Source organism: Limimaricola variabilis (assembly GCF_034371605.1).
GTDB lineage: Bacteria > Pseudomonadota > Alphaproteobacteria > Rhodobacterales > Rhodobacteraceae > Limimaricola > Limimaricola variabilis.
This window is the reverse complement of record NZ_CP139691.1, coordinates 2636404-2651693: the sequence shown is the minus strand read 5'-3', so window position 1 is coordinate 2651693 and position 15290 is coordinate 2636404. Positions and strand designations below refer to the sequence as shown.

Annotated in this window: 17 protein-coding genes; 4 read left to right on the top strand and 13 right to left on the bottom strand. The window is 68.5% G+C overall.

Annotated features, from left to right (window positions below):
* The first annotated feature begins 68 nt into the window (after positions 1-68).
* Positions 69-521 (top strand): ferritin-like domain-containing protein, encoded by a 453-nt coding sequence (locus T8T21_RS13250; RefSeq protein WP_322335920.1) that lies wholly within the window; start codon positions 69-71, stop codon positions 519-521.
* 63 nt (positions 522-584) lie between these two features.
* Here T8T21_RS13250 and T8T21_RS13245 read toward each other — a convergent pair whose 3' ends face one another.
* From T8T21_RS13245 to pyk, 8 genes are all read right to left on the bottom strand, one after another.
* The gene (locus T8T21_RS13245) at positions 585-1118 is read right to left on the bottom strand and encodes an FMN-dependent NADH-azoreductase (RefSeq protein ID WP_322335919.1); all 534 of its coding nucleotides are present in this window, start codon (positions 1116-1118) and stop codon (positions 585-587) included.
* A gap of 91 nt (positions 1119-1209) precedes the next feature.
* Complete coding sequence (gene mscL / locus T8T21_RS13240; protein WP_322335918.1) at positions 1210-1647, bottom strand: large conductance mechanosensitive channel protein MscL; 438 nt, start codon at positions 1645-1647, stop codon at positions 1210-1212.
* Positions 1648-1806: 159 nt separating this feature from the next.
* The gene (gene pheT / locus T8T21_RS13235; protein ID WP_322335917.1) at positions 1807-4200 is read right to left on the bottom strand and encodes a phenylalanine--tRNA ligase subunit beta; all 2394 of its coding nucleotides are present in this window, start codon (positions 4198-4200) and stop codon (positions 1807-1809) included.
* Between the two features lie 12 nt (positions 4201-4212).
* Positions 4213-4614, bottom strand: a complete 402-nt coding sequence (locus T8T21_RS13230; RefSeq protein ID WP_322335916.1) for a hypothetical protein — start codon at positions 4612-4614, stop codon at positions 4213-4215.
* A 5-nt stretch (positions 4615-4619) separates the two neighbouring features.
* Positions 4620-5678, bottom strand: coding sequence for a phenylalanine--tRNA ligase subunit alpha (gene pheS / locus T8T21_RS13225; RefSeq protein WP_322335915.1), 1059 nt, complete (start codon positions 5676-5678; stop codon positions 4620-4622).
* Between the two features lie 107 nt (positions 5679-5785).
* Positions 5786-6148, bottom strand: a complete 363-nt coding sequence (rplT, locus tag T8T21_RS13220; RefSeq protein WP_183474667.1) for a 50S ribosomal protein L20 — start codon at positions 6146-6148, stop codon at positions 5786-5788.
* Positions 6149-6160: 12 nt separating this feature from the next.
* Positions 6161-6361 carry a 50S ribosomal protein L35 gene (gene rpmI / locus T8T21_RS13215; protein WP_183474666.1) on the bottom strand — a complete coding sequence of 67 codons (201 nt, stop codon included), beginning with the start codon at positions 6359-6361 and terminating at the stop codon, positions 6161-6163.
* 129 nt (positions 6362-6490) lie between these two features.
* On the bottom strand, positions 6491-7936 hold the full coding sequence (gene pyk / locus T8T21_RS13210; RefSeq protein ID WP_183474665.1) for a pyruvate kinase: 1446 nt from the start codon (positions 7934-7936) through the stop codon (positions 6491-6493).
* 169 nt (positions 7937-8105) lie between these two features.
* Here pyk and T8T21_RS13205 point away from each other — a divergent pair, with 169 nt between their 5' ends.
* The gene (locus T8T21_RS13205; protein WP_322335914.1) at positions 8106-8849 is read left to right on the top strand and encodes an N-formylglutamate amidohydrolase; all 744 of its coding nucleotides are present in this window, start codon (positions 8106-8108) and stop codon (positions 8847-8849) included.
* 21 nt (positions 8850-8870) lie between these two features.
* Positions 8871-9191 carry a DUF1244 domain-containing protein gene (locus tag T8T21_RS13200; protein WP_322337496.1) on the top strand — a complete coding sequence of 107 codons (321 nt, stop codon included), beginning with the start codon at positions 8871-8873 and terminating at the stop codon, positions 9189-9191.
* A gap of 4 nt (positions 9192-9195) precedes the next feature.
* Here the strand turns inward: T8T21_RS13200 and T8T21_RS13195 are convergent, their stop codons facing one another.
* The 5 genes from T8T21_RS13195 to T8T21_RS13175 form a co-directional block, all read right to left on the bottom strand.
* Entirely contained in the window at positions 9196-9510 is a 315-nt protein-coding gene (locus T8T21_RS13195) for a DnaJ family domain-containing protein (RefSeq protein ID WP_183474663.1), read from the bottom strand.
* A gap of 17 nt (positions 9511-9527) precedes the next feature.
* Complete coding sequence (locus tag T8T21_RS13190; RefSeq protein WP_322335913.1) at positions 9528-10388, bottom strand: D-amino-acid transaminase; 861 nt, start codon at positions 10386-10388, stop codon at positions 9528-9530.
* Between the two features lie 62 nt (positions 10389-10450).
* Positions 10451-11413 (bottom strand): N-acetyl-D-Glu racemase DgcA, encoded by a 963-nt coding sequence (gene dgcA, locus T8T21_RS13185; protein WP_322335912.1) that lies wholly within the window; start codon positions 11411-11413, stop codon positions 10451-10453.
* A complete protein-coding gene (locus T8T21_RS13180; RefSeq protein ID WP_322335911.1) occupies positions 11410-12432 on the bottom strand; it encodes an MBL fold metallo-hydrolase in 1023 nt (340 codons plus the stop codon). Before T8T21_RS13180 ends, dgcA begins: the two co-directional genes overlap by 4 nt.
* A gap of 54 nt (positions 12433-12486) precedes the next feature.
* The gene (locus tag T8T21_RS13175) at positions 12487-14184 is read right to left on the bottom strand and encodes an acyl-CoA dehydrogenase (protein WP_322335910.1); all 1698 of its coding nucleotides are present in this window, start codon (positions 14182-14184) and stop codon (positions 12487-12489) included.
* 99 nt (positions 14185-14283) lie between these two features.
* On the opposite strand from T8T21_RS13175, the gene T8T21_RS13170 reads away from it, so the two are divergent.
* Positions 14284-15231 (top strand): L-threonylcarbamoyladenylate synthase, encoded by a 948-nt coding sequence (locus tag T8T21_RS13170; protein WP_183474658.1) that lies wholly within the window; start codon positions 14284-14286, stop codon positions 15229-15231.
* Positions 15232-15290: the final 59 nt, after the last annotated feature.

Here is a 15290-nt window from a genome sequence, read left to right as displayed (position 1 = left end):
GCCGCACCGGAACGCTCCGGTGCGGCAATCGTTTGCCCTCCGCAATCCCATATGCGGAGGACGATACAATGGTCACCACCATCGGCACGTCGAGCGACATGGCCAAGCTGGTCGAGAACTTCATCCTGCTCGAGCATGACGCCATCGCCGCCTACGAGACCACCATCGAGCGGCTCGAGAATCCCGCCCACAAGGCCAAGGTCGAGGAGTTCCGGCAGGACCATCTGCGGCACCTGCAGGACCTCACCGCCCTGGCCGGCCGCGTCGGCGCCAATGTCCCCGGCGAAGGCGACATGAAGCAGCTTCTGACCACCGGCAAGATCAAGCTCGCCGACATGGTCGGCGGCGACGGCGCGATCCTCAAGGCGATGGCCACCAACGAGATCGACACGATCAGCGCCTATCAGCACGCGGTCGACAACGAAGCGGTGCCCGCCACCGACAAGGCCCTGTTCCAGCGCGGCCTCGCGGATGAGCGCAAGCACAAGGACTGGATGGATCAGGCCGCCAAAACCGCCTGAGCCGTTGCACGAACGAGAACGGCCGGCGCATCGCGCCGGCCGTTTGTCATTACGGGCCTGAGATCAGGCAGCGATCTTCTGCGCGATCGCGGGCACCTTGGCCCGGGCGTCGTTGATCGCCTTGGCGCGCGCCTCGGGCGAGATCGCCACCCCCTTGACCCGCAGCACCGTCACGTCGGAGATGCCGATGAAGCCGAGAACCTGCCGCAGGTAGGGCTCGACGAAGTCGGTGGCCCCGTCATGCACCCCACCCGAGGCATAGACCACGATGGCACGGCGACCGCCGGCGAGGCCCTGCGGGCCCTCGGCAGTGTACTGAAAGGTCTTGCCGGCGACGGCGATCGAATCGATCCAGGCCTTGAGCTGGTGCGGGATCGCGAAGTTGTACATCGGCGCGCCGATGACCAACGTGTCGGCCGAGAGAAGCTGCTCGACCGGGTCGCCGTCGAAGGCGGCCTCGGTTTCGGGATCGGCGAGATCGCGGCGCAGCACGGTCTCGTCGGACTTGGAGGTCAGCTCGGCGACGATGGCCGCGGTGAGATCACGCGAGACCGAATTCTCGCCGAGAATGGAGCTGTCGATATGCAGGATGGTCATGGAATTCGTCCTCGATTGGAGATGCACCCTAGCTAGGGGCGCACCGCCACGAGGTGAACTCCGCATCCGCGCACATAAACTGCGCCGCGCCTCATATCTCTCTTGTCTTGAGCAGATCGCGGATGTCGGTCAGCAGCTCCTCCTGCGTCGGGCCTTTCGGCGCGGCGGGCACCGGCTCGCCCTTTTCGACGGCGGCGTCCTTGATCCGGTTCACGCCCTTGACCAGCAGGAACACCACCCAGGCGATGATCAGGAAATTGATGACCGCCGTCAGGAAGGCGCCATAGGCGAAGACCGCGGCCCCGCTCTCGCGCGCGACTTCGAGAGAGCTGCCTGCCGGCACGTCGCCCGACAGCACGACATACATCGAGGTGAAGTCGATTCCGCCGAGAATCAGACCGATCACCGGGTTGATCAGGTCATGCACGAGGCTCTGGACGATGGCGGTGAAGGCGGCGCCGATGATGATGCCGACCGCGAGGTCCATCACGTTGCCCTTGGCGATGAAGTTGCGGAATTCCTTGATCATCGGTGTCTCCTGTCCGGTTCGATCCCCTAGCTAACGCAGCCGGTCGCGATGCGGCACCGATCGGCGCGAAAGCCCGATAAGGGCGCGGCATGACGGCCACGCATGAGAAAGGGGGCGCACCTCGCGGCCGCCCCCTCCCCCGTTCCGATGGGCGTGGTCTCAGCCGCGCAGCTCGCCGCCGGTGGCCTTGGTCACCTTCTCGACGATCTTGGCGCCCACGGCCTCGATCTCCTTCTCGGTGAGCGTCTTCTCGGTCGGCTGCAGCCGCACTGTGATCGCCACCGACTTGCGCCCCTCACCGAGCGAGCCGCCCTGAAACTGGTCGAAGACCCGCACATCGGAGATCAGCGCCTTGTCCGCGCCAGCGGCCGCGTTGACCAGGGTGAGCGCCTCGACCTGCGCATCCACCACGAAGGCGAAGTCGCGTTCGACCGGCTGCAGCGCGGGCGGCGTGAAGGCCGGGCGCGCGGCGCCGTTCTGGCGCGGCAGCGGCACCTCCTCCGGCCAGAGCACGAAGGCCACGGCCGGACCCTTCACGTCGAGTTCCGCGAGCACGCGGGGGTGCAGTTCGCCGAAGACGCCCAGCGCCTTCTTCGGGCCGAGGCAGATCCGGCCGTGACGGCCCGGATGCCACCAACTCTCGCCACCGCGCAGGATCTGCACCTTGGCGGGCGCGCCCATGGAGGCAAGGACGGCCTCGGCATCGGCCTTGGCGTCGTAGAGATCGACGGGCCGCGCGGCGCCATGCACGTCCTTCGGGCCGGTCCGGCCGGTCAGCAGGCCCGCGACGCAGAGCCGCTGCTCGCCCGGCTCACCGCCCCAGAACACGTGCCCCGCCTCGAACAGCGCGAGATCCGCCTGCCCGCGCGCCTGATTGCGCGCGGCGGCGCGCAGCAGGCCCGGCAGCAGGTCGGGGCGCATGTGGCTCATCTCCGAGGAGATCGGGTTTTCCAGCCGGGTCGCATCCGAGCCGCCGCCGAACAGCGATGCGGCCTGCGCGTCGATGAAGCTGTAGGTGACGCATTCGTCATAGCCGAGGCTCGCGGTGGTGCGCCGCGCCTTGGACAGCCGCGCCTGCATCGGCGTCAGCACAGGCTGCGCCACGCCTTCGGGGCGCGGGAGCGGCACGCCCTGGAGCTTGGACAGCGAGGCGACGCGCGCCACTTCCTCGACGAGGTCGGCCTCGCCCTGGATGTCCGAGCGCCAGGCCGGGACATGCGCCGTCTCGCCGTCGAGCCGGAAGCCCAGACGGTCGAGCGTCTGGCGCTGCTCCTTGACGGGGATCTCCATGCCGACGATCCGCGTCACCGCTTTCGGGTCGAAGCGATAGGCCCGGCTGTTGTCCGGCGTCGCCCCCGCGATCACCGATTTCGACGCCTCGCCGCCGGCATGGTCGACGATCATCCGCACCGCGATCTGCAGACCGGTGGTGACGAAATCGGTGTCGATGCCGCGCTCAAAGCGCTGGCGCGCATCCGAGTGGATCCGAAGCGCACGGCCGGTCAGCGCGATCTGTACCGGGTTCCACAGCGCGCTCTCCACGAAGACGTTGGTGGTCTCCTCGGTCACGCTGGTGTCGACGCCGCCCATGATCCCCGCGAGGCTCTCGACGCCATTGTCGTCGGAGATCACGATCATGCCCTGATCGAGGGTGTAGGTCTTCTCGTCGAGCGCGGCGAAGCTCTCGCCACCCTCGGCGCGGTGCACCCGCAGATTGCCGGCCACCTTGTCGGCGTCGAAGACGTGCAGGGGCCGGTTCAGATCGTAGGTGATGTAGTTGGTCACGTCGACGAGGAAGCTGATCGGGCGCAGGCCGATGGCGCGCAGGCGGTCCTGCAGCCAGTCGGGCGAGGGCCCGTTCTTCACGCCGCGGATGAGACGGCCCGCGAAGATCGGGCAGCCGTCGCGCGTGTCGGGCGCGATCTCGACGCCAATCGGGCAGTCGTAGCTGCCCTGCACCGAGTTCACTTCGAGCGGCTTCAGCGTGCCCACGCCCCGGGCCGAGAGGTCGCGCGCGATGCCGCGAATGCCGAGCGCGTCGCCGCGGTTGGGCGTGATCGCGATCTCGATGACGGGGTCGACCTTGGCGGGATCGTTCTCGGCCAGCCAGTCGGCGAAGCTCTGACCGACCTCGCCCGAGGGCAGCTCGATGATGCCCTCATGCGCGTCGCCCAGACCCAGCTCGCGCTCCGAGCACATCATGCCGTGGCTCTCGACGCCGCGGATCTTGCCGACGCCGATGGTGAAGTCGGGGCCGGGCACGTAGGTGCCGGGGCGGGCGACGACCACGGTGATGCCCTGGCGCGCGTTGGGCGCGCCGCAGATGATCTGGTCCTCGCCGCCGGGCAGTTCGACCCGGCAGACCTGCAGCTTGTCGGCGTCGGGGTGCTTCTCGGCGGCGACGACCTTGCCGATGACGAAGTTCTCGAGGGCCGCGGCGGGGTTCTCGATGCCTTCGACCTCGAGCCCGAGATCGGTCAGCGCCTCGGCGATCTCGTCGACGCTGGCGTTGGTGTCGAGATGGTCCTTGAGCCAGGAGAGGGTGAATTTCATGTCGGTTGCCCTTTACTGGTCGAGATCAGCGCGCAGCGCGCGGAACGGTGTGCTCATGCAATCGCCGAGCGTCACGGTGAAGCCGGTCGGAAATTCCGGCTTGTCGAAAGCCACCACGGCATTGCCCCACATGGTGGAGCCGAACCCGTCGGGCCCCGTCAGCGTCGCGCCGCAGAAGCCCTCGCCTTCGGCGATCCAGTAGGCCTCGTGGACGCCGCGCTGCTGCCAGTTGCCGGCAAGGCCGGGGATGTAGAGGCGGCCCTGCCCCGCATCCTCGGTCGGAAAAGACAGGATGGCGGTGTCGCCCTCGTCGGCCTCGTAGGCAAGCGCGCCGAGGTCGGAGACCCACATCTCGTCGGCCGCGACCGGCCCGGCCACCGCGATGGCCAGTGCCGCATGGAAGGGGATGCGCATGACGCTCACCCCCGCAACGTCGGCACGTCGAGCGCGGCGAAGCCGTAATGCTTCAGCCAGCGCAGGTCCGATTCAAAGAAGGCGCGCAGGTCGGGGATGCCGTATTTCAGCATCGCAAGACGGTCGATGCCCATGCCGAAGGCGAAGCCCTGGTACTTCTCGGGGTCGATCTTGGCGTTCTTGAGCACCTTCGGATGCACCATGCCGGAGCCCAGCACTTCGAGCCAGTCGTCGCCCTCGCCGACCTTCACGGTGCCGTCCTGCCAGCTGCACTGGATGTCGACCTCGGCCGAGGGCTCGGTGAAGGGGAAGTGCGAGGCGCGGAAGCGGGTCTTCACCTTGGTGCCGAAGAAGGCCGAAAGACTTTCCTCCAGCACCCATTTCAGATGCGCCATGGTGATGTCGGTACCGATGGCCAGGCCCTCGATCTGGTGGAACATCGGCGTGTGGGTCTGGTCGAAATCGGCGCGATAGACGCGGCCCGGGCAGATGATGCGAATGGGCGCGCCACTGGCCTCCATCGACCGGATCTGGACTGGCGAGGTGTGGGTGCGCAGCACGTGCGGCGGACGGTGATCGCCCTCGGCGCGGTGGGTGTAGAAGGTGTCCATCTCGGCGCGGGCCGGGTGATGGCCGGGGATGTTGAGCGCATCGAAATTGTACCAGTCGCTCTCGATCTGCGGCCCTTCGGCGACGGCGAAGCCCATGTCGGCGAAGATCGCCACCAGCTCCTCGGTGACCTGGCTCACCGGATGGATCGTGCCGGTGCGCGCGGGCCGCGCGGGCAGCGTCACGTCGAGCCATTCGGTCTTGAGCCGCGCCTCGAGCGCGGCGTCGGCGAGCGACGCCTTGCGCGCGGCGAGAGCGTCGGCGATCTCGTTCTTGAGCGCGTTGAGCTGGGGGCCCTTTTCCTGACGCTCCTCGGGCGACATGCCGCCCAGCGTCTTCATCAGGCCGGAAATCTCGCCCTTCTTGCCCAGCGCGCGGACGCGCAGATCCTCGATGCCCGCCTCGTCGCCGGCCTCGGCGATCAGCTCCAAATACCTGTTTCGAAGATCGTCCATGTCGTCACCCTTTTCTGCCGGACCGGACTAGCAGCCCGGCCCCGAAACGCAAGAAGCCGCGCGACCCCTTCGGGTGGCGCGGCTTCGAATCACTCTGTCGCTTGGCCTCAGGCCAGAGCGGCGCGCGCCTTGTCGACGATCGCGCCGAACGCCTCGGGCTCGTGCACCGCGAGATCGGCGAGAACCTTGCGGTCCACCTCGATGCCCGCGAGCGACAGGCCGTTGATGAAGCGCGAATAGGTCATCGCCTCGTCATGGGCACGGACGCCGGCGTTGATCCGCTGGATCCACAGGGCGCGGAAGTTGCGCTTGCGGGTCTTGCGGTCGCGGGTCGCGTACTGGTTGGCCTTGTCGACGGCCTGCTTGGCGACCTTGAAGGTGCGCGAGCGGCGATCGTAATAGCCTTTCGCCTGGTCGAGGATCTTCTTGTGACGGCGATGGGTAACGGTACCACCTTTGGTGCGGCTCATGTCCTGACCTCCTTAGCGCGCGTAGGGCATCATCGGCTTGATGATCTGCTCATCAGCCTTGGCGAGGATCGTGGTGCCACGGGCGTCACGGATGAACTTGTTCGAGCGCTTGATCATGCCGTGGCGCTTACCCGCCTGACCAGCCTTGATCCGGCCCGAGGCCGTCACCTTGAACCGCTTCTTGCAGCTCGATTTCGTCTTCATCTTGGGCATTTCCATCTCCCTTCCGGAACGGTGGTGGGACCGTACGCCTCGGCATGCCAAGAAGGCCGGACGAACGGGGTGAGCGCGCCGTATAGGCGGCACGCGGGCTCATGGCAAGGGGGCCTGCGCCCCCTGCCCTCATTCGGGATCGGCGTTGAAGATCAGCCGCTCGGAGCAGGGTGCCACGCGCAGGATGTTGGTGGTGCCCGGCGTGTTGAACGGCACGCCCGCGGTCACGACGATCATGTCCTGCTCGGTTGCCAGCCCCTGCTCGCGGGCACAGCGCGCCGCGTTGACAACCGCCATCTTGAAGCGGTCGACCTCGCCGGTGACGACGCAGTTGGTGCCCCAGGTCAGGCACAGGCGCCGCGCGGTGTTGCGGATCGAGGTCAGCGCCAGGATCGGCACGCGCGGCCGCTCGCGCGCCACCAGCGAGGCAGTGGTACCCGATTGCGAGAAGCAGCAGATCGCCTTGACGTTGGTGGTCTCGGCGATCTCGCGCGCCGCGGCGACGATGCCGTCGGCGACGGAGTTGTGCGCGACCTTGCGCGAACTGTCGATCACCTCGCGATAGGTCGGGTCGCTCTCCACCTCGTGGGCGACGTTGTCCATCGTGGCGACCGCCTCGATCGGGTACTGCCCGGCCGCCGATTCGGCCGACAGCATGATCGCGTCGGCGCCCTCGTAGATCGCGGTGGCGACGTCCGAGACCTCGGCGCGGGTCGGCATCGGGCTCTCGATCATCGATTCGAGCATCTGGGTCGCGACGATCACCGGCTTGGCGGCGGCGCGGCAGCGGCGCACGAGGCGCTTCTGGATCGGCGGCACGTTCTGCACCGGCAGCTCGACGCCCAGATCGCCGCGCGCGACCATGATGCCGTCGGAGACCGCGAGGATCTCGTCGAAGGCCTTCACGGCGGCGGGCTTTTCGATCTTCGAGAGGATCGCGGCGCGGCCCTTGCAGAGCTGGCGCGCTTCCTCGACGTCGGCGGGGCGCTGCACGAAGGACAGCGCCAGCCAGTCGACGCCCAGCTCGCAGACGAATTCGAGATCCTTGCGATCCTTCTCTGAGAGCGCGGCCAGCGGCAGCACCACGTCCGGCACGTTCACGCCCTTGCGGTTCGAGATGGTGCCGCCGACGACGACTTCGCAGTCGGCGTAATCGGCGCCGCAATCCTTGACGCGCAGGCGGATCTTGCCGTCGTTGACCAGCAGCGAGGCGCCCGGCTCGAGTGCGTCGAAGATCTCCTTGTGGGGCAGCCGCACCCGGGTGGCGTCGCCCTCGGCCTCGTCGAGATCGAGCCGGAACGACGCGCCCTCGGCCAGCTCTTCCTCGCCATTGGCGAAGGTGCCGACGCGCAGCTTCGGCCCCTGCAGGTCGGCGAGGATGCCGATCGGGGTGTCGAGATCCTGCTCGACCTGGCGGATGATCGCGTGGCGGGCCCGGATCTCGTCATGGGCACCGTGGCTCATGTTGAGCCGGAACACGTCCGCGCCGGCCTCGACCAGGGCGCGGATCACCTCGTAGGTGCTCGACGCCGGCCCCAGCGTTGCCACGATTTTCACATTGCGATGGCGCTTCATCAGGTGGATCCTCTCGACTGGCCCCATGGACGCGGTAGATGTTCGGTCGGGCATAGGCGGTCCGTTACCGCTACCAGGCCCGGTTCGGCGCCGTTATTGCGCAATTCCGGCTTCCTCACAACTGCCCGTGCGACACTTGAGCCAACGACAGCGGAGAACACCACAACTCATGACCTCGGAAGCCTACCGTATCACCGGCGCGGAACGCCGCTCGCGCTTCCTCGTGACCTGCGATCACGCGAGCAATCACGTGCCCGAATGGGTGAATGGCGGCGATCTCGGCCTGCCTTCATCCGACATGGCGCGCCACATCGCCTGGGACGTCGGCGCCGCCGGGCTGGCCGAGGCGCTGGCCGAACGGCTCGACGCGCCGGCGATCCTGTCGAAATTCTCGCGGCTGGTGATCGATCCCAACCGCGGCGAGGACGACCCCACCCTGCTGATGAAGCTCTATGACGGCTCGATCATCCCGGCCAACCGCCATGCCGGCCCGGAAGAGACCGAAAGGCGGCTCGATCGGTTGCACCGCCCCTACCACGCGGCCCTGGGCGAACTGGCGGCGCGGCAGGACGACACGGTGATCGTGGCGATCCACAGCTATGTCTCGCAGCTTCGCGGCCGCCGCCCCCGGCCCTGGCACGCGGCGATCCTGCACAGCCACCTCGATTCGCGGCTGGCGAATCCGCTGATCGCCCGGCTGCGCGAGGTGGAGGGGCTCGTGGTCGGCGACAACGAACCCTATTCGGGTCACCTGCCGGGCGATTCCATCGACCGTCACGCGCTGCGCCACGGCCGTCCCAACGTGCTGATCGAGGTGCGCAACGACCTGATCGAGGAGGTCGACGGCCAGATCGGCTGGGCCGAGCGCTTGGCGCCGATGCTGCGCGACATACTTCGCGAAACGGGACTGTAAGGGAGAGCGGCGATGAGCCGGATGGACGAGATCGACGAGACCACGCGCACCGAGATCGAGGCGGCGGCGTTCCGCAGGCTGCAAAAGCATCTGATGGAGGAGCGCCCGGATGTGCAGAACATCGACCTGATGAATCTCGCAGGCTTCTGCCGCAACTGCCTGTCGCGCTGGATGCAGGAAGCGGCGGCCGAGAAAGGCCACGAGATGAGCAAGGACGAGGCGCGCGAGGCCTATTACGGCATGCCCTATGACCAGTGGTGCGACCGGCACCAGACCGAGGCCACGGAGGCGACCCGCGCCGCATTCGACGCGGCGCAGAAGCACGAGGCGAGCGAGGGCTGAGCCCTCAGCCGTAGCGGCGCATCGACTCCAGCTCGATGGCGAGCCGCGTTTCCAGATCGGCGAGACGGCGCATTTCCTCGCGGCGCGCCGTCTCCTCGCTCAGCCCGGCGAGCCGCGCTTTCGTCTCGGCGATCTTCGCCTTCAGCGTCACCGCCTCGGGCTTGGCACCCGATTCGCGCATCAGGCGGTCGAGCACGGCATCGCCGGGCGCATGAAGATCCGCGATCGGCTTGCCGGCGCCCGGCAGGTTGTCGAAGGCGCCCTCGCGCTCGGCCTTGGCGATGGCCTGCCCGATCAGGTCGATCAGCGGATGGTCCATGCGGATCTCTCCCGGCGTCAGAGCCCGGCCTTGCGGCTTTCCTCGAGATAGATCTCGCGCAGCCGCGTCGCGACCGGGCCGGGCGTGCCCTGGCCCACACTCGCGCCGTCGATCTCGACCACCGGCATCACGAAGGTCGAGGCCGAGGTGACGAAGGCCTCGTCGGCGGCCTGTGCCTCCTCGATGGTGAAGGCGCGCTCCTCCACCTTCATCTGTGCCTCGCGGGCGAATCGCAGCACGGCGGCCCGGGTGATGCCATGCAGGATCTCGTTGCCGAGCTGGCGGGTGATGATGGTGCTGCCCTTGACGATATAGGCGTTGTTCGAGGTGCCTTCGGTCACCGCGCCCTCTTCGACCATCCACGCATCGTCGGCTCCGGCTGCCTTGGCCATCATCTTACCCATCGACGGGTAGAGCAGCTGCACCGTCTTGATGTCGCGGCGGCCCCAGCGGATGTCGGGGATCGAGATCACCTTGATGCCGGTCTTGGCGGCCGGGCTGTCGGCGAGGCCGGGCTTGGACTGGGTGAACAGCACGACGGTCGGCTCGGTCTCATCGGACGGGAAGGCGAAATCGCGGTCGCCCGGCGCGCCCCGGGTGATCTGCATGTAGATCAGCCCGTCCTCGATGCCGTTGCGCGCCACCAGTTCGCGGTGGATCTCCAAGAGCGCCTCATTCTCCATGGGCTTGCGGATCTGCAGCTCGGACAGAGAGCGCTCGAGCCGTTTCGAATGTCCTTCGAAATCGATCAGCTTGCCGCCCAGCACGGAGGTGACCTCGTAGACGCCATCGGCCATCAGGAAGCCGCGATCGAAGATCGAGACCTTGGCCTCGGTTTCGGGCAGATACTCCCCGTTGACATAGACGGTGCGGGTCATGGCGCTCTCCTGTTGGCTCTCGCTCCCCCTTCTGCCGCAAGGTGAAGCCTTGCGCCAGAGGCTCAGCCCCAGAGCGCCGCCTCGGCCGGGTGCAACCCGGCAGCGTCGAAGCGCATCGGCGGATCGCGGTCGGCCGCCAGCAGCAGCGGCCCGTCGAGGTCGACCATCGCGGCCCCCTGAGCGACCAGATGCGCCGGCGCCATGGCCAGCGACGAGCCGACCATGCAACCCACCATCACCTCGAAACCGGCGGCTCGCGCCGCCGCACGCAGAGCGAGGGCCTCGGTCAGGCCGCCGGTCTTGTCGAGCTTGACGTTGGCCATGTCGTACTTGCCCGCCATGCCGTCGAGCGAGGCGCGGTCATGGCAGCTCTCGTCGGCGCAGACCGGCACGGGACGGTCGAGGCCGGACAGCGCGGCATCCTCGCCCGCCGGAAGCGGCTGCTCGACCAGGGCCACGCCGAGGCGCTGCAGATGCGGCGCGAGGTCGGCATAGATGGCGACGTTCCACCCCTCATTCGCGTCGACGATGATCGTCGATGCCGGCGCGCCGCGCCGCACAGCTTCGAGCCGCGGCATGTCGTCGGGCGTGCCGAGCTTGATCTTCAGAATCGGCCGGTGTGCCTCCTCGCGCGCCCGCGCCTCCATCGCCTCGGCGCTGTCGAGCGACAGCGTGTAGGCGGTGACCAGCGGCACGGGCGACGCCAGCCCGGCGAGCCGCCAGACCGGCATCCCGGCCGACTTCGCCTCGAGATCCCAAAGCGCGCAATCCACCGCGTTGCGGGCGGCGCCCGGCGGCAGCGCCTCCTGCAATTCGGTCCGCGAAATGCCTTCCGGCAGGCCCTCGATCTGCGCCCGGACGCTGGCGAGGCTTTCGCCATAACGCGCGTAGGGCACACATTCGCCCCGGCCTGCATGGCCCTCCCGGCAAATCCGCACGCTCAGCACCTGGGCGGCGGTCCGACTGCCGCGGCTGATCGTGAAGGCGCGGGCGAGCGGAAAGCTCTCTTCGAAGACCTCAATCATACGGCTCTCCAGCGCCACGCCCCGTCATCACCCATCTCGCGCCGGGCCCGGCCTTGCGCGACCAGCGCGTTCAGGTGGCCCAGCGCCTCGGCCAGGGCCAGCCCGTAGCTGTCGCGCGTCACCGAGCGGCGGAACAGCGGCGCAAAGCAATCGCCGCCGCGGCGCGGCACGGCGAGGTGGGCCTCCAGCCGATCCAGCGCCTCGCGATGGCCCTGCGCCATCTGCGCGAGGCGTTCGGGCAGGCCGCGATAGGGCTTCTTGTGGCCCGGCAGGACCAGCTGATCGGAGCGGGCATAAGCCGCCAGCCGATCGCAGGAGATGATCCAATCGGTGACGGGATCGTTCTCGGGCTCGGTCGGCTGCACGCCCAGATTGGGACTGATCCCGGGCAGAAGCTGGTCGCCGCCGATCACCAGATCGCCCCCTTCTTCCCAGAAGGTCGCGTGTTCCGCGGCGTGCCCCTCGCCCATCCGGATGGTCCAGTCGCGCCCACCCATGCGGATCGCGTCGCGCTCGCGGATACGAGTATAGGAGAGCGGCAGCGGCGCGACCCAGTCGGTGAAGTTGAAGGGCCGCTCGGTGCGGCGCTGCGACAGCAGCTCGGGGTCCATCCCGGCCCGGCGCCAGAAAGCCACCACCTCGCGCGGCGGCAGGCTCTGCTCCTCGGCGCGTAGCATCCGCGACAGCAGGTAGCCGGTGCGCGGCATCACCAGCTCGGCCCCGGAGCTCGCGCAGAGCCAGCCGGCGAGACCGACATGGTCGGGGTGGTGATGGGTAACCACGACCCGGCGCAGCGGCCGTCCGCCCAGCGGCCCCGACAACAGTTCCTCCCAGACGGCGCGAATGCGGGTGGTGTCGAGGCCGGTATCGACGACGGTCCAGCCGTCGCCATCATCCAGCGCATAGGCGTTGACGTGGTTGAGCGCCCAGGGCAGCGGCAGCTGCATCCACAGCACGCCCGGCGCGACCTCGATCGCGGTGCCGGGCGCCGGGGGCTCGGAAAAGGGTGCGTGCGGCATGTTTCTCGTCATGCGTGGCTTGATGACGCAGCCATGCGGCCGCGTCCAGCCGCCTCAGACCGAGAGATCCCCGGCATCGAGGGCCATCACGCTCTCGGGCCCGGCCCGCAGCGCCGCAATATGCGCAGCCTGCTCGGGCAGCATCCGACGGATGTAGAAGGCCGCGAGGCGACGGCGCCGCCCCACCCCGGCCTGCGCCGCGCGCAGGTGGTAATAGGCCCCCAAGAGCCGGGCGAAGGCCCTCAGATAGGGCATGGCGCCGGCGAAGCGGTCCGCTGTCTCATGCTCCAGCAGCCATTCGGTCGCCTCGCGCATCGCCTCGGCCGCCTGCCAGACCGGCTCGGCTAGCTCGGCGACCCCGTCGCGCGCGGCCTTGGCATCGGCCTCGATCTCGTCGATCAGGGCATAGGCCGCGGCGCCGCCATCCATCATCTTGCGGCCCACGAGATCCATCGCCTGAATGCCATTGGTGCCTTCGTAGATCGCGGTGATCCGGGCATCGCGCAGGAACTGGGCGGCGCCGGTCTCCTCGATATAGCCCATGCCGCCATGAACCTGGATGCCCAGATCGGCGACGTTGATGCCGGTCTCGGTGCCGAAGGCCTTGGCGATCGGGGTCAGCAATGCGGCCCGGGCCCGCGCCGCCCCGTCGCCTTCGCGGCCGAGGTCGATCGCCTTGGCGCAGGCCAGCGTGATCGCGCGGGCAGCGAAGGTTTCGGCCCGCATCCGGGCCAGCATGGCGCGCACATCGGCATGCTCGACGATCGCGCCCGACCCCCCGGCCCGGCCCTGTCGGCGTTCCTGCGCATAGGCCAGCGCCGCCTGCGTCGCGGCCTCGGCCACGCCCACGGCCTGGGAGCCGACGCCGAGGCGGGCGTTGTTCATCATCGTAAACATCGCCGCCATGCCGCCATGGGGCTCACCCACCAGCCAGCCGGTCGCGCCGTCATACTCCATGACCGCCGTCGGCGAGCCGTGAATGCCCAGCTTGTGCTCGAGGCTGACCACCCGCAGGGAGTTGGCTTGGCCGGGCTTTCCCTCCGCATCGGGGATGAGCTTGGGGACGAGGAACAGCGAGATGCCCTTGGTGCCTTCGGCCGCGCCGGGCAGCCGTGCCAGCACCATGTGAACCACGTTGTCCGAGAAGTCGTTGTCGGCCCAGGTGATGTAGATCTTCTGACCGGTGATCCGGTAGGTCCCCTCGCCATCGGGCTCGGCCTTGGTCTTCAGCGCGCCCACATCGGAGCCAGCCTGCGGCTCGGTGAGGTTCATCGTGCCGCACCATTCGCCCGAGATCAGCTTCGGCAAATAGAGCTTCTGCAGATCGGGGCTGGCATGCCGCTCCAGCGCCTCGATTTCGGCCTGGGTCATCAGCGGGTTGAGCTGCAGCGCCAGGCAGGCCCCGCCCATCATCTCGTTGATGCAGGTCACCAGCGTCATCGGCAGCCCCATGCCGCCATGCTCGGGCGTTGCCGCCATGCCGACCCAGCCGCCCTCCGCGATCGCGCGATAACCCTCGGCATAGCCGGGCGAGGTCCGCACCACCCCGTTCTCCAGCCGCGCCGGCTGCAGGTCGCCCGCCCGGTTGAGCGGAGCGAGAACGCCGTCGCACATCCGCCCGCCCTCGGTCAGGATCGCGTCGGTGACATCGGGGGTCATTTCGGCATGCCGCGCGGTCGCTGCGATGTCGGAAAAGCCGATGACACGCTCCAGAATGAAGCGGAAATCCTCGACGGGGGCGTTAAAGGGCATTGCGGGTCTCCTCCGGGGCATGGCATTCCGGAGCCCGGACGCCGCCGAGACACAGCCTGATACGGCGCCCCCCGACCTCGCAAGCCCGGACGCCACGTCATGACCCGACACCTCGATCCCGACGAGACCGGCCTGAAACGCGCCGCCGAGATGCTGCGCCGGGGCGGGCTCGTCTCCTTTCCGACCGAGACTGTCTACGGCCTCGGCGGCGACGCTACCGACGACGCGGCGGTGGCCCGGATCTTCGAGGCGAAGGGGCGGCCGAGCTTCAATCCGCTGATCGTCCACCTGCCTGATGCCGAGGCGGTCGAGGCCTATTGCGTCATGGACGACACGGCGCAGCGGCTGGCCTCGACCTTCTGGCCCGGCGCGATGACGCTGGTGCTGCCGATCCGGCCCTATGCCGGGATCTCCAAGCTGGTGACGGCAGGTCTCGACACGCTCGCCGTGCGGGTGCCCGATCACCCGCTGGCGCAGGCGCTCTTGCGCGAGACCGCGCTGCCGATCGCGGCGCCTTCGGCCAACCCCTCGGGCCGGGTCAGCCCCACCACCGCGAGCCATGTACTGGCGGGGCTGGCGGGACGGATCGAGGCGGTGCTCGACGGCGGCCCCTGCGGCGTCGGCGTGGAATCGACCATCATCGACTGCACCGGAGTGACCCCGGCGCTGCTGCGCGCGGGCGGGCTTCCGGCCGAGGCGATCGAGGACTGCCTCGGCAAACCGCTGGCCCCGCCGCCGCCCAAATCCGCCACTGCGCCCAGCGCACCGGGTCAGCTGGCCTCGCATTACGCGCCCAAGGGCGTCGTGCGGCTGGATGCCACCGAGACCGAGCCGGGCGAAACCTATCTCGGCTTCGGCCCTCTGGGCGCGGACATGAACCTGTCGCGCTCGGGCGATCTGGTCGAGGCCGCGGCCAACCTGTTTGACTGCCTGCACCAGCTCGACGCGATGGGGGCCGAGCGGATCGCCGTGGCACCGATCCCCGATCACGGGCTGGGCCGGGCGATCAACGACCGCCTGAGGCGCGCCGCCGCCCCGCGTGGGTGACGAACTCCCAAAGGAGTTTCGGGACCCTTCGATGGGTTCCGGCGCGGCCGCTTTACCCG